Raw genomic sequence first — 16,329 nt, 5'->3', positions numbered from 1 at the left:
CTTGACCGCGGCCGTTTTTGTGCTCTACGATTTCGTATCAATATTCTATACATTGTATTGAATATTGATACGAACAAGGCCAAGGAGAATAAGCAAGTGACCAAGCATCTCGTGAAGCTGGCAGTGCTGTCCTGGGGACTGGCGGCACCGCTGGCCGCCGCCCACGCGGAGGCTTTTCCCAGCAAGCCGATCCGTCTCGTCGTGCCCTTCGCTCCCGGCGGCGGCACCGATTCAGTCGCCCGCCTGCTCTCCAAGCGCATCACCGAACGCACGGGCCAGCCCGTGGTGGTCGAGACCCGCGTGGGCGCGGGGGGCGCGATCGGTGCCGCGCTGGTGGCCAAGGCGCCCGCCGATGGCTATACCCTGCTGCTGACGGTCACCGGTCCGGTCACCATCATCCCGAACGTGAACCCCAACGTCGGCTACAAGACCAGCGATCTCGCCCCGGTGGCGATCGCCTACCGCTCGCCATTCATGGTCATGGTCGGCACGGATTCGCCGTACCAGACCCTGAGCCAGTTGCTGGCCGACGGGCGCAACAAGCAGCCGGCCCCGTCCTACGGCTCGTCGGGCATAGGCGCGCTCTCGCACCTGGTCTCGGAACTGATCAACCAGCAGGCGGGAACCCACTTCAACCACGTCCCCTACAAGGGCTCCCAGGACACGCTCTACGCGATGGTCCGCGGCGATGTCCAGTGGGGCCTGCAAAGCGCCGCCGACGCCCGGAGTTTTCTCGCCGCCGGCAAGCTGCGGCCGCTGGCGGTGCTGAGCAAGGAGCGGTCCGCCCGACTGCCGGACGTCCCCACACTGGAAGAATCGGGAATACATGGCGTGGACCTGGACCTCTGGTTCGGCCTGTTCGCGCCGGCGGCCACGCCCCCGGCGACGGTGCACAGCCTGAACACGCTGGTGAACGAGATCCTGGCCGAGCCGGACATCGCCAAGCGCCTGCAGGAACTGGGCGGCCAGGCCCCGGCGGACGCGAATACGCCGGAAATCGTCAAACAGACCATCGATCGCGAAGTGAAGAGTTTCGGAGCCGTCGCGCGCGCCATCAAACTTAAGCTGGAATGAGGTTTGCCGGGTAGTTTTCATTCCAATAACATGGCTCCTCGTATCAACATTTGATATAGAGAAACATGGATAAGACCGTCGTCAAGGCACTGTCGGTACTCGAGGCGCTGTCGAATTCGGATCGCGCGCGCGGCGTGACGGAGCTGGCCGCGGAGGTGGACATGACCAAGGCCAACGTCCATCGCCTGCTCCGGACGCTGCTGGCACTGGGCTATGTCAGCCAGAACGAATCGTCCGCGTATCAGCTGTCGCTCAAGATGTGGGAACTGGGGTCGCGCAGAGTGGCGAACCTGGACCTGATCGACGTGGCCAAGCCCGTCGTGCGTCAGTTGTGCGCGCAGGTCAACGAGTCGGTGCAGTTGCTGGTCCCGGAAAAGCTCACCGTCGTCTGCGTCGACAAGGCGGACAGCGCACAACCCCTGCGCGCGACGACGGTGGTCGGCAGCCGCGTGCCCATCCACGCGGTGTCCGGAGGCAAGGCCGTGCTGGCGTTCTCACCGGAAGTCGCCGCGACGCTGGCGTATCCGCTGGAGGCCTACACCTCGGCCACCATCACCAGCCAGGCGGCGATGGAAAGCGAGATGGCCTATGCGCGGGAACACGGCTATGCGGTCAACCGCGGTGAATGGCGGCCCGACATCTGGGGAATTGCGGCACCCATCCACAACGCCCAGAACAAGGTGACCGGCGCGATATGCGTCTGGGGCGCCGAAACGCGCATGAGCGGCGAAGCCACGGCCCGTCTGGGCAAGTGTGTCGCTGCCGCGGCAGCCAGGATATCCGGCGACCTGGGCTGCGTAAACGCCGGTGTGACATAGCGGGCACGGCGATGTCCCGCGCTTGAGTTGGAGAGAAGTGGATGAGCAAAGTGGTGGACCTGCTACTTGTCGGCGGATCGGTCTATTCGAACGGCAACCTGGTTGAAGCGTCGGTGGGCATCGAGGACGGCAGAATCGCGTTCCTGTCCGCGGAGGGCTGGGCGCCCGCCGCACGCCGCACCGTGGACATGCGGGGCAAGATCCTCGTGCCCGGCTTCATCGACACCCATGTCCATTTCCGCGACCCGGGGCTGACCTACAAGGAAGATTTCTGGACGGGCACCCAGGCGGCGGCCGCGGGCGGCGTCACCACGGTGGTCGACATGCCGAACAACAAACCCGCCCTGCTGACGCGCGACCGCTTCCGCACCAAGCGCGACTCGGTCGGCGAACGCGCCCTGGTCGACTATGCGCTTTACGCCGGCGCGACCAATCTGGCCGAAATCCCGGGCATGGTCGAGGAAGGCGCCATCGGCGTGAAGATCTTCATGGTGGCGGATCCGAAATCCCACTACCCTCACGATCCCGAGTTGTTCACCGGCGATGCCGGAGAACTCTACGACACGCTGCGCCTGGCACGCGATCTGGGCGTGTATTGCGCCGTGCACCCGCAGAACCAGCAACTGTTCACCCACGAATCCCGCAAGCGCTGGGCCGCGGGCACGACCGGCCCGCGGGACTTCCTGGAAGCCTACTTCGGCGAGAACTTCGTGGGCGACCACACCGCGATCTCGACACTGATCGAGATGAGCCGGGCCGCTTCGGCGCGTACGCACATCCTGCACGTGCGCACCGAGCGCAGCCTGCGCATGATCCAGGAAGCGGCCGGCGAAGGCGTTCCGGTCTCGTCCGAGGTGAATCCCAAGTACATGCTGCTGGGCGAGGAAGACATGGCCCGGATGGGGCCGCTGTCCACGCCCTACGGCCTGCCGCTGGCGCATCGCGACGCGCTGCTGGACTGCCTGGGCCGCGGGCTGGTCACCGTGCTGGCCACGGACCATGCGCCGCATACCCGCGAAGAACTCGAGCCCGGCTGGAAGGATGCCTGGAGCATTCCCTTCGGCAACCCGCAGCTCGACCACGTCAGCGCCGTCATGCTCACCCTGGTCAGCCAGGGGCGCCTGACGCTGGAGACACTGGTCCATACCATGTCGACCAACCCGGCGAAGCTGCTGGGCCTGCATCCGCGCAAAGGCGTCCTGCAACCCGGGGCCGACGCGGACATCGCGGTCATCGACATGGCCCGGACCGGCGTCCTGACCGACGACGAGTGCTACACCAAGGTCAAGTGGTCTCCCTATTCGGGCCGCGCGTACACGGGCCGTGTCGTGATGACGATCAGCGGCGGGCGTATCGTGATGCAGGATGGCGTCGTCTCGGGCGAACCGGGCTCGGGCCGCTTCCTGCGCAACGTGGCGGCGAACGCCGCCTGAAGGAGAAAACGATGGAAGATTCGATGCCTGGACGCGGCCCCGTTCCCGACACGGCCCGCGCGGTGCAGATACTCTCGGACGCCCGCCGGCGCTGCCTGGAACTGGGCATCACGTCCGAGGATCTGGGCGGCCTGCTGCTGGACGAAGCCATGCTGGCCTGGCTGATCTCGGACTGGTCTGAACGCGACGTCCGGCGCAAGCTGATGGAAGCGATGGGGCAGGACGTCAAGATGTGGTACGCGCGGGCCCGGGTCGCCACCGGCCAGTGCGACTGCGTGCAGGAAGTCCACCTGGCCGGCCTGCTGGAAATGGAAGAAGCTGGCCAACAGCGCCCTCCCATCCTGCAAGCGGCCCCCCAAGCCTGACGGGCCCCCGGATGCGATCGTGGCCAGGGGTCCGACATGCCGAGGCCATCAGCCCCACCGGTCACGATTGCTGGCGAGCAGGCACCCCTGCCCCGTCAGGCAGCAGGGCCCGGCGCCGGGCGGCGTGGCCTGGCTGGCCTCCAGGGCCCGCCATAATGCGTCGATCTGCCGCTGAATGGAATCACTCTCGGCCGCGGGCCCGGAGGGCCGCTTGAATCCCGCTTCCCGCGCCAGCAAGGTCGCCTCGTTCAGTTGCTCCAGGATCGGCGCCATTTCCCAGCCGGTCGAATCCTGGGAATGCCGCAGGAGCTGCGCGAAATTCTCGGCGGTCTGTGCCCGCGCCGCTGCCGATTCCGCCAGGTCTTCCCGCCCGCCCGCGGCGGCAAACTCGGCCTGCTGGCGCCAGTAGCGTGAAGACTGCTGTGCCGCCACCTTTCTGGCATCCAGTTCCGCGGCCTCGTCGCAGATGCGTTCATACATCGACTCCAGCGCGCGCAGCCGTTCTGCCGAACAGGCTTCCTCGGTCTGCGCCATCGAGGCTTCCGGCGATTCGCGCGCGGGATCCGGCCGTGGGGACCGTCGGGATGGAAACGCCACGTACGAAACTCTGTTGGTGTTGGTCATAATGTGGATGATCGGATGACAGCATGGGAAGCCGGCCGCGTCACCAGCTCAAGATCAGCAGCGCCACGTTGGCCATGGCCCCTTGATCCCTGAAAAAACGCCTGGGCAGTTCTTTCCAGATCCCCCGGCGTTCCTCGACGATGGGACGCAGATAGCGATTCTGCCTCGGGCCATCGATGCACAGCGCGACCAGGCGGCCGCCCGGGCGAAGCAGGGTCAAGGCCTTGCGGATGTGATCGACGTCGCGGCCGTTCTCGAATGGCGGACTCATGACGATCCGGTCGAACTCCCCGATTTCCCCCCGGGTCAGGGACAGGAAATCGCCATGGATGATCGAGGCGTTCAGGCCCTGATCGACCAGGCCCCGCGCCATGGAGCCATTGATCTCCACCGCGACGCAGTCGATCGTCTGTCCGAAGCGGCGCCGAACGGCCCGAAGCAGCGCACCGGTTCCCGCGCTCGGCTCGCACAGCCTGTGGCCGGCACGGATGTACGCATGGTCCACGATGGTGTCCGCGAGCGCATCCGGCGTGACGAACAGCCGGGCGGGTGGGACAGTGTCTTGCTCGTGCATCTGCATCGCCTCTACCTCGGCGTGTGGCCGCGAGCAACTGCTCGCTGGCCCTGGGGTGTAACGGGCTTGGCGGGCACATGCGGCCGGCGAAGGAGGAGACGTACGAGCATCGCCCGCAATCCAGGCGCCCCCCGCCCGCGCGCCGGCTAGAACATCGTATTGTTGTTGGCCGTTTTTTCCGGCACGGACTGGATCACGTCCCAGTGCTCGACGATCTTCCCGTCCTTGACGCGGAAGATGTCGACGACGGCGCGGCCGCGGTCGCTGGCGTTCTCGGTGGAATGGACGTGCAGCCAGACGAGGTCGTCGTTGGCCGCGCTGCGGACGATGCGAACCTTGGCCTGCGTATTGGTCTTGAACTTGTTGGCGAAGAAGGAAACGAACGGCGCCTTGCCATCGGGCACCGCGGGATTGTGCTGCTTGTAGTCGTCCGCCACCACGCGGGAGCCTTCCGCGACTTCATGCCGGTTGAAGACCCGGTCGTAGAACTCGACGACGAGCTGGCGGTTGGCTTCCTCCTGCTGGAGATTGCGAGCCTTTTCCTGTGCGTGGACGGGACTGGCGAGAACCAGAGCGAGCAAGACGCCGGCGGGAGCGATGAAACGCATGAACAAGGGGCAGGGGCTAGCCACGACATCTCCTTCGATTGAGTCGGCTTCTGCCCAGCTTCCCCCGGGGGGCGGCTGGGCGAAGGGCGAATCATCGGACCAACCCCGCGACGCGGCAAGCGATCAGGCACCAATAGTTAGCATCGGTTAATCTTCCCGCGGCAGCGCCGTCATCCTCATATCGGAACGCCTATGTTCCACAGCACCGTATCGCGATTCACCAGATGCACGACCTTGCGCCGTATCATCCATTCCTGCTGCTGCCGGACCAGTTCGTGCAGGTAGACGCCTCCAAAGGTGCGCTGCTCGCGCAGCCGATGCTCGAACATCACGAACTTGGTTCGCACCGACATCGTATCGGCGCCGGACGCCTCGACCATGGGCGCGGACAACACGCGCACCTGCCGGGCCGGGGGATTCTGCGAGAACATCTTCGGGTGCCCGAGCCGCCACACCCGGTCCTCCATGATCGAGCGATCGTCGTAGAACAGCGAAATCCGGCGCAGGGGGTCGCTGTCGCCATGGTCGGCCGGCACCCAGTACAGCGCATCCCGGGTGAACAGCGCCAGCCAGGCTTCCAGTGCCCGCTCGTCCAGCAGGTCGGCCTCGTGCATGATCAGCGCGGCGGCATCGGCTGGCGCCGCGGACAGGCGGACCGGCCCGCCGGACGCGGCGCGCGGCGCCACAGGGGAAGTTGCCATGGTCATCGCCGGTCCTCCGTCATCTGTTCCTTCCAGTAGCGGAACTGCGCGCGCATGCCCGTTTCCCAGGTCGCCAGTCCCACCTTCTCGTCCGGATAGGGTCCGTCCCAATCCTGCCCCATCCCCCGCGCCAGCATGACCCAGTCGGGCTTGCCGGCCTGCAAGCCTTCGTACACGCGCTCGAATATCTCCAGATCGTCGGTCTGCACGAACGAGCTGACCGAGACATGGACGTTGGCGTAACGGACAATGCCCTGGTTGATGCCGTCGGCCACGCCCTTGATCTGGATGGGCCAGACCAGCACCTCGGTCAGCCCCACCGAAACCGGCCGCACGACGCGGATGTGCATGTTGCCGGTCACGCGCATGATCACGCTGGGATAGAACACCGCGTTGCTCATGTTGCTGCTCTCGATCAAGGCCAGCGCCTTCTCCTGGCCATGACGCTCGACCAGCAGGCGCCGGTACTCCGGGTCGTCGAGTTCGCTGCGCCGCGTGGCATCGGGGATGGTCAGGTAGGCCTGCCCATGCCGCGCGCCGTGCACCTCGCCGTGGTCGTAGTGCGAACGCGCGTTCTCCTGGTTGGGATCGCTGCCGGTCAGGACCTTGAATCCGCCCTTGGCGCCGTACGAGCGCTGGACCTGCTGGCCGTCAGGCTTGACGGTCGAGGCATGCGAGAACGGCGGATGGTATTCGTCCAGGCCGTTCTCCATCTGCATCTTCCAATTTCCCTTGTAGGCGTACTGGTGGACCCCCGCCGAGACATCGATCTCGCCGGTGGGCGAGCGGTCCAGCAGATTGTCCAGGCCGTCCTTGAGCGGCCCGATGAATTCCACCAGGGACGGCCCCTGCTCCGCCACGCTGGCGAAGATGAACCCGCGGTAGTTCTCGACCCGTGCCACGTGGGCCATGGACAGGTTCTCGTCCTTCAGAAAGGATTCGGGATAGGCCGAACGGAACGGAATGCCGGTGATGTCGCCGTTGGTCCGGAAACTCCAGCCGTGGTAGGGGCAGGCGAAATGGTGGACGTTGCCCTCGGCCTCGCGGCACAGGATCGCGCCGCGATGGGGACAGCGGTTGTACAGCACGTGGACCTGCCGCTTGCCGTCGCGCACCACGATGACCGGATGCCTGCCTATGCGCGAGGTCAGGAAATCGCCGGCGTTCGGGATCTGGCTTTCATGGGCCATGAAGATCCAGGCCCGCTCGAAGATCCGTTCCATCTCCATGTCGAAGATGGCCGGATCGGTATACACCCGGGCATGGACCCGGTCTTCGCGCACCAGTTGCCCCACATCCGTCGGATCGACCTCCGCGGCGGGTACCGGACGCAGCGGCGCGAGCGTCTGCATGGTTTCCTCCTTATTGAACCGTCGTTGATGCTTCAATCCTTGTCGATCAGGCCCTCGGGCAGGCGCGCCCACTTGCCGATCTCCGCATCCAGGAAGCGCTTCAGGTGGGCGGGGTCGCCCCCCACCGGCTCCAGCCCCGAATTGCGCATGCGCTGGCTGACCTGGGGGTCGGCGACGATGCTTCCCACGTCGGCCGCCAGGCGCGCCTGGATGTCGGCCGGCACCTCGGCCCGCACGAACATCGCCCACCAGGACGCGGCCGAGAACCCCTTCAGCGTCTCGCCCACCGTGGGCAGGTCGGGCGTGCCGGGATTGCGCTTGTCGCCGGTGGTCGCCAGGGCCCGCAACTGGCCGGCCTTGATCTGGCCGTCCACGGCGGGAAAGCCGGAGAACGCATACAGCGAGCTGTTCGACAGGACGGAGGTGATCGCCGGCGCGGTGCCGCGATAGGGAACGTGCAGGACGTCCACCTGCGCCTGATGCCTGAACAGTTCCGCCATCAGGTGATGAGGCGTCTTGGGCCCGGACGAGGCATACGAGTACTTGCCCGGCGCGGCCTTCAGGTAGGCGATCAGTTCCGGCACGGTCTGGACCGGCGTCGCGGCGTTGACGACCAGCTTGAAATCGATCAGGGCCAGCAGGCTGATCGGGGCGAAGACCACGCGGGGATCGGGCGGCGGCGTCTTCATCATGGTCGGATTGATGGCCGTGCTGTCATTGGACATGTACAGCGTATACCCGTTGGCGGGCGCGCCGAGCACCTGATTGGCCGCCAGCAGCCCGCTGGCGCCGGTGCGGTTCTCGACGACGACGCTCTGTTTCCATTTTTCGGTCAGCCGCTGCGCCACCAGGCGCGCCAGCATGTCGCCGGACGACCCGGGCGCGGCCCCCACCACCAGGGTCACCATGCGCTCGGGATACGCCGCCGCGGCCGATCCGGGGTACGGCACGACCGCCACGCAGGCGGCCAGACAAGCGAGCCATCTCGTTTTCATCCCAGCCTCTTCACTGTGGTTGCCGGCGACAGGGCGCCGCCCATCGACCGTGCGCGTTCACCGGCCGCTGCTCCGGCCAGGAAACGCGACACGGCTTCGTTGAACCGTTGCGGATGCTCGAGGAACGGCAAGTGGCCGCACTCGTTCAGGCACAGCAACCCGGCGTCGCGCATCCTGGCGGCCCCGTCTCGGTGGGCGGCCAGGGACGTGCGCGTGTCGTCGCGCCCGATGATCACCAGCGTGCGTGCCACGATGTCTTCCAGATAGGGAAAGGCCAGCGCTTCGCCCTCGTCCATCGAGCGGGCGAGCCTGTCCATGATGTCCCGGTAGGCCTCGGCCGCGCCAGGCAGCGCGTAGGCCGTCATGTGCGCCACCAGGATGTCGTCGGCGTCCGGCGGCCGAAAGCAGGTGTTCGCGATCCGGGCGCGCAGCGCTTGCAGGGACGGCTCGGCATAGGCGCGCGAACCGTTCGCGTAGACCGCCTTGAGGACTTCCGGCTGGCCGACGGGATCGTTGAAGACCGATCCCGTGCCGGTCAGCACCAGCGCCGTGACGCGCTGCGGCGCCTGCAGCGCGGTGCGGGCGGCCACCAGGCCTCCCAGCGAGCTGCCCATGACGGCAAGCCGGTCGAATCCCAGATGCGAGGCCAGCGCCAGCACCTGATCCGCCATCAAGGCCTGCGGTGCGCCGGTCCACCCGGCTGGCGCCGCACTGTGCCCCTGCCCGGGCAGGTCGGGCGCGACCACCGTGTAGTCCCGCGCCAGCTCGTCGATGTTCCGGGCAAAGATCTCGGCCGGGTAGCCGACCGGATGGATGAGCATCAGCAAGGGACCGTCGCCGGCGATCAGATAACGGGTCCGCAGGCCGCCCACGTCGAGGAACACCGCTTTCATGCCTACCTCTTCATGATTTTTTCGAGATTTTGAATACAAAATACTTTACCGTCAACGCTCTCGTTTTCCCTTAAATCCGGCGAAACCCTTGGCAAGAATACTTCGTCACCTCATTTCTTTTGCGCCATTGACAAAAATATTGTATTCAGAACACAATCGAAAAAGACAGTGCTTCGAATTCAATCGAGACAAGGACTCCAGCATGGAAAAAGTCGCCTTCGGACCGCGTCGGCTCGGCCACGTCAACCTGTACGTCTCCGATCTCGAGGCCTCCCTCTCCTTCTACGAACGGCATTGCGGCCTGGCGCGGGTCAGGATGGAAACCGCCATCGGCGCCGGCTTCCTGTCGAACGGCAACACGCATCACGACCTCGGGTTAATCGAAATCTCGCGCGGCCAGGATCGGCATGGCCGCGACGGCCACGTGCAGATCCAGTCCACCCGCGGCCGGCATCCGGGCCTGAACCACCTGGGCTGGGAGATGGAGAACCAGGCTGCGCTGGTGGCGGCGTACGAACGCATGCGCGCGGCCGGCATGGCGCCCCACGCGCTGTACGACCACATCATTTCGCATGCCGTCTACGTTTCCGACCCGGACGGCAACGTGCACGAGTTCTACGCCGACTCCATGAAGAATTGGGAAAGCGTGTTCAACCTGGACCATGACGACCTGGTCACCAGCCGTTGGGACCCGCTGTCCAGCGAACGCTCGACCACCTCCAACTACAACCCGACCCCCAGCCTGCGCCGGCCCGCTCCGTCCGAAATGCCGACCCGCCACGTGACGGGCGCTTCGCTGGCCACCCGCCGCTACGACGAGATGGTGCGTTTCATGCAGGAAGTCGCGGGCTTCCGGTTGTTGGCCGAGACCGCATCCCCCGCCCGGTCCGCCGTCTTCGGCGGCACCACCGGCCGCCCGGACCTGCGCCTGACCGAGGTCGGGACCGGGCAACAAACGGGCTTTCGCATGTTCTCGCTCATGGTCGACCCCGCCGGTTTTTCCCGGCACCTGGCCGAAGCACCGGCGCCGGCCACGGCCCGGCGCATCGTGCACGACGACCGCGAGGCCGTGGTCCTGGCCGACCCCGACGGCTTCCTGGTCGAACTCTACGCATCGCGCGACGACGCCTTCCTGGAACCCCTGGCGCTGGCGCATGCCAGTTAGCAGCGGATCGTTTTTGAATACAATCCGTCCATGGACTCCCTCCCGCTGCTCGCCTCCGGCGACTCACGCCTGCCGCTGCCGGAAATCATCTACAAGCAGTTGCGCGTCAACATCCTGGACGGGACGCTCAAGCCCGGCGCCGTCCTGCGCCAGGAGGAAATCGCCAAGCTCTTCAACGTCAGCCGGGTTCCCGTCCGCGAAGCGATGGGACGGCTCGAAACCGACGGCCTGATCGTGCTGCGCCCGCGGCGCGGCTATGCGGTCACGGAACTTCAGCAGGACGAGATCGTCGAGATCTTCGAACTGCGCATGGTCATCGAAGAACACGCCGCGACCATCGCGGCGCGCGCCCGCACCCAGGACGACATCGACGCCGTCGAACATCTGCTCCTGCAGATGGAGGCACTGGCCGCCCGCTCAGCCAACTACGACAACCAGTGGGCCAGCCTCAACCGCGACTTCCACTCGCGGCTGGTGCACGCAAGCCGCCGCAAGCGCCTCGCCAACATCGCCGACACCCTGCGCGATACCGTGGAAGCCTATGTCCGCATGGAAATGCGCCTGACCGGCGACGTCAGCCAGGCACTGCGCGAACACCGGGAAATCTTCGAAGCCTTCAAGGCGGGCGATGCCCATGGGCTGGCCATGCTCAGCCGCAGCCACGTCGAAGAGACGGCGCGGCGGCTCTTGAGCGGCCTGCGCCAGAAACGCTAGAAGCACCGCCCCGACAGGATCACCGGCACTTCCTTGTTGGCTGCCGAATGGCCATCCATGGGCAGGCCGTCGATCCCTATGCGCCCCTGCCGGGGCGCGTCGCCCACCGCGCAGCCCACGCGGATCATGACGAGTTGTTCCTCGCTGGTGGCCTTGAACCAATAGAAGGTTCCGTGGGGCAGCATGACGCCCTCGCGCGGGCCGATCGTGCGCATTTCTCCATGAGGCCCATGAAAGGTGGCCTGCCCTTGCAGCACGACGAACACATGATCTTCGTTGGGATGGGCGTGCAGTTCGTTCTCGCCCGTCGCCGCGTAGGCCTTCAACACGACGGCCATGCGATCGCTGGCGGCCATGGGCGTGTCGGTCCTTCCCTGCGCCGGCAACTGGCCGCTCAGCTTGAAGAAGGACGGCACGCCGGGCTTCTCGAGCTCGGACAGCATGCGGACGAGATCGGCGTTGCTCTGGCTGAAGGCGGGTACGGCGGCGTTCCCCTGCTGGCTCATGCGGATTCCCCTAGTCGAGTTGGATGTTGGCCTTGCGGATGATCTGCGCGGTTCCCGACACCGACCGCTCGATCTTCCCGGCCAGCATCGCCGCGGATCCCGGCGCGGGATCGAAGCCCAGTGCGCTGAACTTCTCCTTGAAAGCCGGCTGCGACAGGGTCTCCACGACCACGGCGTTCAAGCGCTCGACGATAGGCGCGGGCGTCCCGCGCGGCGCCACCAGGCCGAACCAGGCCATTTCATCGTAGTCGCCACCTATGGTCTCCCTGACGGTGGGCACGTTCGGAGCGCCCGCGTAACGCTGCGCCGACCCGACCGCGAGCGCCCGGACGCGCCCCTCGTGCACGTTCATCAGTCCGCCGTTGTAGGCGAAGGTCACATGTCCGCCCTGGATGCTGGTGATGACCTCGGCGCTGCCCTTGTAGGGGACGTGGATGAAGGGCACGCCGGAAGCCAGCGAGATCTTCTCTATCGCCAGATGCGAGCTGGAGCCCACGCCTATGCTGCCGTAGCTGATGCGCGCGTCGGGCTTGCGCGCGGCAGCGATCAGGTCCGCCAGCGAACGATATGGCGACGCGGGATGGACGACGATGAAAAGGGGCGTGGTCGCCACATGCGCGACGGGCGCGAAGTCCCGGCGCGCATCGTAGGTGGCGTTCGGCCGGACCGTGTTGATGCCGAACGAACCTTCGTTGCCCATCATCAGCGTGTAGCCGTCGGGCGCCGCCGCGATGAGCTGCTGGGCGGCGATCATGCCGTTGGCTCCCGCGCGCGTCTCGACCACGACCGGCTGCCCCAGCCGCGCCGCCATCCCCTCGGCCATCGAACGCGTCAGCGCGTCGATGACCGACCCCGGCGCCCACGGGAAAATCAGGCGTATGGGCTTGCCCGGGTAAACCGTGGCGTCGGCGTGCGCATTGCCGCCCCACGCCATGCCCGCCAATACCGCCATCCATCCGAACACCCTTTTCATCATCGCTCCTCGACGCTCGGCCCGGCCATCGCCGGACCTTCCATGGCATGCAGGCGGCGCCGCCATGCGGGCTCCGCCTCGGGGTTCTTGCAATACAGCGGCAGCTCGCCGCGCAGCAGGCGGTCGATGTTCTCGAGCGCGGTGCCGGGCAGCACGCTCAGCCCGTCATAGGTCTGGGCAACCAGATGCGGGGTCAGATAGACGTTGTCCAGCGTCCAGAGCGGGCTGTCCGCGGGCAGCGGCTCGACCTCGAACGTGTCCAGCGCGGCGCCCCCCAGCCGGCCCGATGCCAGCGCCTCGCACAGGGCCCGCTCGTCCACGGCCTGCCCGCGCGCCGTATTGATCAGCCGGGCGCCGGGCTTCATCAGCGCGAACTCCCGCGCGCCCATCACCGGCCTCGCGCCGGGCGCGGGCGTGACGTGCAGGCTCACGATGTCGCTGCCGGCCAGCAACTCGTCCAGCGCCACGAAGGCCACGTGATCCGGCAGGTCGTCCGGACGCGGCGCGCCCGGGCGGCCGCAGGCCAGGACCCGCACGCTGAACCCCGCCAGGCGGCGGGCGACCTCCCTGCCGATACGGCCGAATCCGACCAGTCCAACCGTCCGGCCGGACAGGATGCGAGCCCAGCGCTCCGCCAGCAGGGCCCGGGGCCGCGGCCGCCGGCCGTCCATGACCTCGCGCGCCCGATCCGGCTGGTAGAGCTGCATCAGGATCAGCATGACGGTGGCCTCGGACAGCGCCGTACGGTTCTGGAGCGTGGCGGCGTGGCCGACCAGGATTCCCCGCTGCGTCGCGGCCGCGACGTCCACCGTTTCCAGGCCCACCGTGGGATTCACGATGCCGCGCAGCCTGGGCATGGCATCCATGAGTTCCGGCCCGCAGACCGAACGCGAACTGAATACCGCCACCTCCACGTCCCGCAATTGCGCCCGCATGCCCGGCACGTCATAGACGAGCTTGGGACCGGGCGCCGTGACCGGGCCGCGCACCACCCGCACCCGCCGCTCGGCCAGCCCCGCGGCGATCTGGTCCAGCACTTCCGACAGCATGTAGTCGTGCGCCAGGAACACGGTGGAAAGGGGGGCGGCCATGTGACGCTCTCGGGTGGAATAGCTGATGATAGTTTGAATTTTGCATTCAAAATACAAAACTCGAAACGCCAATTTTCTAGGGGTTTCCACCAAAACAAAAGCATCATCGCCGACTGCCAGGGAGTCAGTGGCTATACTTTCCCAAGTATTTTGAATTCAGCCGGCCCATGCTCAAGCTCGATATAGGCAGCCTCCCCCCGCGCAAGAATCTCTCCAGAGAGATCTACGAAGCCCTGGAAACCGCCATCATCCAGGGCCGCCTGCAGCCCGGTACCCGGCTGGCCGAGGACGTGCTTTCCGCCCGCTTCGGTGTCAGCCGGTCGCCCGTGCGCGAAGCCATCAGCGAACTCGAACGCGTGGGACTTGCCGAGCGGGGCACGATGCGGGACCGCCGCGTCAGCGTCCCGACCGAGGCCTTCATCGTCGACTGCTTCGACGTCTGGGTGCTGCTGGAAAGCGAGCGGCTGTACGAATCGAGCCTGCGCAGCGACGCCGACGCGATCCGCGGCATCGAGATCCTGCTGCACCGCCTCGAACAATCCCCCGCGCCGGAGTCCCCCGTCCTGCACGCCTTCCACGAGGCCCTGCGCGCGGATTGCCGCAACCAGCAGCTGCAGCGCGTGGCCAACGACTGGTCGAAATACGTGACCTGGCTGCGCAGCCTGTATTTCACGTACGACCCCGGCCAGGGCAATGCCCAGGAAGAGCACCGCCAACTGGTGCAGCTCTACAAGGCGCGCGACCGCGGCGGTCTGACCCAGGCCTTGCGCCGGCACATCAGCTGGCAGCGCGATGCGATTCTGGATGGCTGGCGCCAGGCGGCCAAGGAAGAGAAAGACGAAGCGGCGGCCTTGCTGGCCGCCCTGCAAGAACAATAATGCGAATCGCTATCATTTTATGCAAAAATAGGAGCATGTCCTTGACCCTGTAGGGAAACGCGTGTCCCGACCTGCCGACAGTGCCGCCAGTCATGCGCTCGGCAGCCTCTATAGCCAGCACAGCCAGTGGCTGGTTGCCTGGCTGCAAAGAAAGCTGGGAAACCGCTCCGACGCCGCGGACATCGCCCAGGACACGTTCACCCGTATCTGGGCGGGCGCCCGGACACACGCCATCCAGGACATCCGCGAACCCCGGGCCTACCTGACGACGGTGGCCAAGCGCCTGGTCGTCAACCACCTCGAACGCCAGTCGCTGCAACAGGCCTATCTGGCATCCCTGCACCGCTTGCCCGAGCATACCGTGCCGTCGGTGGAAGCCCGGGCGATCCTGCTGGAAACGCTGGAGGAACTGGACGCGCTGCTGGACGAGTTGCCGGCCAAGGCCCGCACCGCCTTCCTGCTTTCCCAGCTGGAAGGCCTGTCCTACGAGGAAATCGCCGCGCACATGCAGGTCAGCGTGCGCACGGTCACCCGCTACATGGCACAGGGCTTCAGGCAATGCCTGCGCGTCATGCTGGCCCCCGGCGCATGAACGCCGTCGACGCGCGCATCCTCGATGAAGCCGCCCACTGGCTCGCGCGCCGGCACGCGTCCGACTTCAGCGAATCGGAACACGCGGAACTGCAACGCTGGCGCGGCCAGAGCGCCGTCCACGAACACGTCTGGCAACAGGCCGAGCGCCTGAAGGAACGGATGAACGCCCTGCCCGTCCCCATGGGCATGGCCGTGCTGAATCGGCCCCGCCGCACGGCCAGCCGCAGGCAATTCCTCAAGACGGCCGCGCTGGCGATCGGCGCGCCGGCGCTGGGCTGGCTGGCGTATCGCCGGCTTCCCTGGCAAACCTGGAATGCCGACTTCAGGACGGCCACCGGGGAGCGCCGGTCGATCACGCTGGCCGATGGCAGCCGGATCCTGCTGAACACGGCTTCGGCCATCAGCGCGAACTTCGATGGCACCGCCCGGCGGGTGCGCCAGCACGCGGGGGAGATCCTGGTGGAAACGGCGCATCCGGCCCGGTACGCCGGCCAGCCCTTCATCGTCCAGACCGAAGACGGCGACATGCAGGCCCTGGGCACCCGCTTCCTCGTCCGCACGCACGAGCAGGGCACCGCGCTCGCGGTGCTGGACGGCGCGGTCAGGATCCGTCCCGCCCGGTCGACGCACAGCACCATCGTCCAGGCCGGGGAACGCGCCGAATTCGACAGCCAGGCGGTCCGCGCCGTGACGGCGCTTGCGCCCGAAGCGGATGCCTGGACCCAGGGCGTACTTTATGCGCAGGACATGCGGCTGGAGGACTTCCTGGCCGAACTGGCCCGCTACCGGCCCGGCATCCTGCAGTGCGCCCCGGATGCCGCGGACCTGCGGGTCTCCGGCAGCTTCCAATTGAATGACACCTCCCGCATCCTGGACCTCCTGACCCGGACGCTGCCCGTGCGGACCGAAGAACGGACCCGCTACTGGGTCAGGGTGACCCGCCGCTAGGCCCCCTGTCCGGTTTTTGAATC

The 16,329-nt window shown here is 66.5% G+C and carries 19 protein-coding genes; 9 read left to right on the top strand and 10 right to left on the bottom strand.

Translation table 11 applies throughout. The features are described 5' to 3' along the window. Positions 1-96: 96 nt before the first annotated feature. The 4 genes from WKR98_RS12795 to WKR98_RS12780 all read left to right on the top strand — a co-directional run bounded on the left by WKR98_RS12795 (position 97) and on the right by WKR98_RS12780 (position 3,690). The gene (locus WKR98_RS12795) at positions 97-1,074 is read left to right on the top strand and encodes a tripartite tricarboxylate transporter substrate binding protein (RefSeq protein ID WP_341433431.1); all 978 of its coding nucleotides are present in this window, start codon (positions 97-99) and stop codon (positions 1,072-1,074) included. A 65-nt stretch (positions 1,075-1,139) separates the two neighbouring features. Beyond that, positions 1,140-1,892, top strand: a complete 753-nt coding sequence (locus WKR98_RS12790; RefSeq protein WP_124688439.1) for an IclR family transcriptional regulator — start codon at positions 1,140-1,142, stop codon at positions 1,890-1,892. 41 nt (positions 1,893-1,933) lie between these two features. Beyond that, entirely contained in the window at positions 1,934-3,325 is a 1,392-nt protein-coding gene (locus WKR98_RS12785; RefSeq protein ID WP_341433429.1) for a dihydroorotase, read from the top strand. 11 nt (positions 3,326-3,336) lie between these two features. Further along, positions 3,337-3,690, top strand: coding sequence for a hypothetical protein (locus WKR98_RS12780; RefSeq protein WP_341433427.1), 354 nt, complete (start codon positions 3,337-3,339; stop codon positions 3,688-3,690). A 48-nt stretch (positions 3,691-3,738) separates the two neighbouring features. Here the strand turns inward: WKR98_RS12780 and WKR98_RS12775 are convergent, their stop codons facing one another. The 7 genes from WKR98_RS12775 to WKR98_RS12745 all read right to left on the bottom strand — a co-directional run bounded on the left by WKR98_RS12775 (position 3,739) and on the right by WKR98_RS12745 (position 9,437). Continuing rightward, positions 3,739-4,224 carry a hypothetical protein gene (locus WKR98_RS12775; RefSeq protein ID WP_124688436.1) on the bottom strand — a complete coding sequence of 162 codons (486 nt, stop codon included), beginning with the start codon at positions 4,222-4,224 and terminating at the stop codon, positions 3,739-3,741. A 130-nt stretch (positions 4,225-4,354) separates the two neighbouring features. Further along, positions 4,355-4,888 carry a class I SAM-dependent methyltransferase gene (locus WKR98_RS12770; protein WP_341433424.1) on the bottom strand — a complete coding sequence of 178 codons (534 nt, stop codon included), beginning with the start codon at positions 4,886-4,888 and terminating at the stop codon, positions 4,355-4,357. A gap of 146 nt (positions 4,889-5,034) precedes the next feature. After that, positions 5,035-5,496, bottom strand: coding sequence for a nuclear transport factor 2 family protein (locus WKR98_RS12765; protein WP_124692260.1), 462 nt, complete (start codon positions 5,494-5,496; stop codon positions 5,035-5,037). 176 nt (positions 5,497-5,672) lie between these two features. Next, on the bottom strand, positions 5,673-6,197 hold the full coding sequence (locus WKR98_RS12760; RefSeq protein WP_341433422.1) for an aromatic-ring-hydroxylating dioxygenase subunit beta: 525 nt from the start codon (positions 6,195-6,197) through the stop codon (positions 5,673-5,675). 2 nt (positions 6,198-6,199) lie between these two features. Beyond that, the gene (locus WKR98_RS12755) at positions 6,200-7,549 is read right to left on the bottom strand and encodes an aromatic ring-hydroxylating oxygenase subunit alpha (RefSeq protein WP_341433420.1); all 1,350 of its coding nucleotides are present in this window, start codon (positions 7,547-7,549) and stop codon (positions 6,200-6,202) included. A 32-nt stretch (positions 7,550-7,581) separates the two neighbouring features. Then, complete coding sequence (locus WKR98_RS12750; RefSeq protein ID WP_341433418.1) at positions 7,582-8,544, bottom strand: tripartite tricarboxylate transporter substrate binding protein; 963 nt, start codon at positions 8,542-8,544, stop codon at positions 7,582-7,584. After that, on the bottom strand, positions 8,541-9,437 hold the full coding sequence (locus WKR98_RS12745; RefSeq protein WP_341433416.1) for an alpha/beta fold hydrolase: 897 nt from the start codon (positions 9,435-9,437) through the stop codon (positions 8,541-8,543). Before WKR98_RS12745 ends, WKR98_RS12750 begins: the two co-directional genes overlap by 4 nt. 202 nt (positions 9,438-9,639) lie before the next feature. Here WKR98_RS12745 and WKR98_RS12740 point away from each other — a divergent pair, with 202 nt between their 5' ends. Further along, positions 9,640-10,602, top strand: coding sequence for a VOC family protein (locus tag WKR98_RS12740; RefSeq protein WP_341433414.1), 963 nt, complete (start codon positions 9,640-9,642; stop codon positions 10,600-10,602). Between the two features lie 30 nt (positions 10,603-10,632). Further along, a complete protein-coding gene (locus WKR98_RS12735) occupies positions 10,633-11,316 on the top strand; it encodes a GntR family transcriptional regulator (protein WP_124688429.1) in 684 nt (227 codons plus the stop codon). Here WKR98_RS12735 and WKR98_RS12730 read toward each other — a convergent pair. From WKR98_RS12730 to WKR98_RS12720, 3 genes are read right to left on the bottom strand one after another with little or no spacing between them, the layout of a single operon-like run. Continuing rightward, a complete protein-coding gene (locus WKR98_RS12730; protein WP_238160321.1) occupies positions 11,313-11,822 on the bottom strand; it encodes a cupin domain-containing protein in 510 nt (169 codons plus the stop codon). The genes WKR98_RS12735 and WKR98_RS12730 overlap by 4 nt on opposite strands. A 10-nt stretch (positions 11,823-11,832) precedes the next feature. Next, the gene (locus tag WKR98_RS12725; RefSeq protein WP_161567728.1) at positions 11,833-12,795 is read right to left on the bottom strand and encodes a Bug family tripartite tricarboxylate transporter substrate binding protein; all 963 of its coding nucleotides are present in this window, start codon (positions 12,793-12,795) and stop codon (positions 11,833-11,835) included. After that, entirely contained in the window at positions 12,795-13,886 is a 1,092-nt protein-coding gene (locus WKR98_RS12720) for an NAD(P)-dependent oxidoreductase (RefSeq protein WP_124688427.1), read from the bottom strand. Before WKR98_RS12720 ends, WKR98_RS12725 begins: the two co-directional genes overlap by 1 nt. A gap of 167 nt (positions 13,887-14,053) precedes the next feature. On the opposite strand from WKR98_RS12720, the gene WKR98_RS12715 reads away from it, so the two are divergent. From WKR98_RS12715 to WKR98_RS12705, 3 genes are all read left to right on the top strand, one after another. After that, complete coding sequence (locus WKR98_RS12715) at positions 14,054-14,764, top strand: GntR family transcriptional regulator (protein ID WP_124688426.1); 711 nt, start codon at positions 14,054-14,056, stop codon at positions 14,762-14,764. Positions 14,765-14,825: 61 nt separating this feature from the next. Beyond that, positions 14,826-15,356 carry a sigma-70 family RNA polymerase sigma factor gene (locus WKR98_RS12710; RefSeq protein WP_124688425.1) on the top strand — a complete coding sequence of 177 codons (531 nt, stop codon included), beginning with the start codon at positions 14,826-14,828 and terminating at the stop codon, positions 15,354-15,356. Next, complete coding sequence (locus tag WKR98_RS12705; RefSeq protein WP_124688424.1) at positions 15,353-16,306, top strand: FecR domain-containing protein; 954 nt, start codon at positions 15,353-15,355, stop codon at positions 16,304-16,306. The genes WKR98_RS12710 and WKR98_RS12705 overlap by 4 nt, the downstream gene beginning before the upstream one ends. Positions 16,307-16,329: the final 23 nt, after the last annotated feature.

This window comes from Pigmentiphaga sp. YJ18 (genome assembly GCF_038066655.1).
In the GTDB taxonomy this organism is placed as follows: Bacteria; Pseudomonadota; Gammaproteobacteria; order Burkholderiales; family Burkholderiaceae_B; genus Pigmentiphaga.
Note: the sequence above shows the minus strand (reverse complement) of the source record. Positions and strands in the feature narration are given on the sequence as shown.

What these genes read in the sequence shown, in the direction of transcription:
- WKR98_RS12705 (WP_124688424.1), top strand. Translation starts at nt 15,353, where the DNA reads ATGAACGCCGTCGACGCGCGCATCCTCGATGAAGCCGCCCACTGGCTC.
- WKR98_RS12755 (WP_341433420.1), bottom strand. Translation starts at nt 7,549, where the DNA reads ATGCAGACGCTCGCGCCGCTGCGTCCGGTACCCGCCGCGGAGGTCGAT.
- WKR98_RS12715 (WP_124688426.1), top strand. Translation starts at nt 14,054, where the DNA reads ATGCTCAAGCTCGATATAGGCAGCCTCCCCCCGCGCAAGAATCTCTCC.
- WKR98_RS12790 (WP_124688439.1), top strand. Translation starts at nt 1,140, where the DNA reads ATGGATAAGACCGTCGTCAAGGCACTGTCGGTACTCGAGGCGCTGTCG.
- WKR98_RS12750 (WP_341433418.1), bottom strand. Translation starts at nt 8,544, where the DNA reads ATGAAAACGAGATGGCTCGCTTGTCTGGCCGCCTGCGTGGCGGTCGTG.
- WKR98_RS12780 (WP_341433427.1), top strand. Translation starts at nt 3,337, where the DNA reads ATGGAAGATTCGATGCCTGGACGCGGCCCCGTTCCCGACACGGCCCGC.
- WKR98_RS12770 (WP_341433424.1), bottom strand. Translation starts at nt 4,888, where the DNA reads ATGCACGAGCAAGACACTGTCCCACCCGCCCGGCTGTTCGTCACGCCG.
- WKR98_RS12720 (WP_124688427.1), bottom strand. Translation starts at nt 13,886, where the DNA reads ATGGCCGCCCCCCTTTCCACCGTGTTCCTGGCGCACGACTACATGCTG.
- WKR98_RS12785 (WP_341433429.1), top strand. Translation starts at nt 1,934, where the DNA reads ATGAGCAAAGTGGTGGACCTGCTACTTGTCGGCGGATCGGTCTATTCG.
- WKR98_RS12735 (WP_124688429.1), top strand. Translation starts at nt 10,633, where the DNA reads ATGGACTCCCTCCCGCTGCTCGCCTCCGGCGACTCACGCCTGCCGCTG.
- WKR98_RS12740 (WP_341433414.1), top strand. Translation starts at nt 9,640, where the DNA reads ATGGAAAAAGTCGCCTTCGGACCGCGTCGGCTCGGCCACGTCAACCTG.
- WKR98_RS12765 (WP_124692260.1), bottom strand. Translation starts at nt 5,496, where the DNA reads ATGCGTTTCATCGCTCCCGCCGGCGTCTTGCTCGCTCTGGTTCTCGCC.
- WKR98_RS12725 (WP_161567728.1), bottom strand. Translation starts at nt 12,795, where the DNA reads ATGAAAAGGGTGTTCGGATGGATGGCGGTATTGGCGGGCATGGCGTGG.
- WKR98_RS12760 (WP_341433422.1), bottom strand. Translation starts at nt 6,197, where the DNA reads ATGGCAACTTCCCCTGTGGCGCCGCGCGCCGCGTCCGGCGGGCCGGTC.
- WKR98_RS12775 (WP_124688436.1), bottom strand. Translation starts at nt 4,224, where the DNA reads ATGGCGCAGACCGAGGAAGCCTGTTCGGCAGAACGGCTGCGCGCGCTG.
- WKR98_RS12745 (WP_341433416.1), bottom strand. Translation starts at nt 9,437, where the DNA reads ATGAAAGCGGTGTTCCTCGACGTGGGCGGCCTGCGGACCCGTTATCTG.
- WKR98_RS12730 (WP_238160321.1), bottom strand. Translation starts at nt 11,822, where the DNA reads ATGAGCCAGCAGGGGAACGCCGCCGTACCCGCCTTCAGCCAGAGCAAC.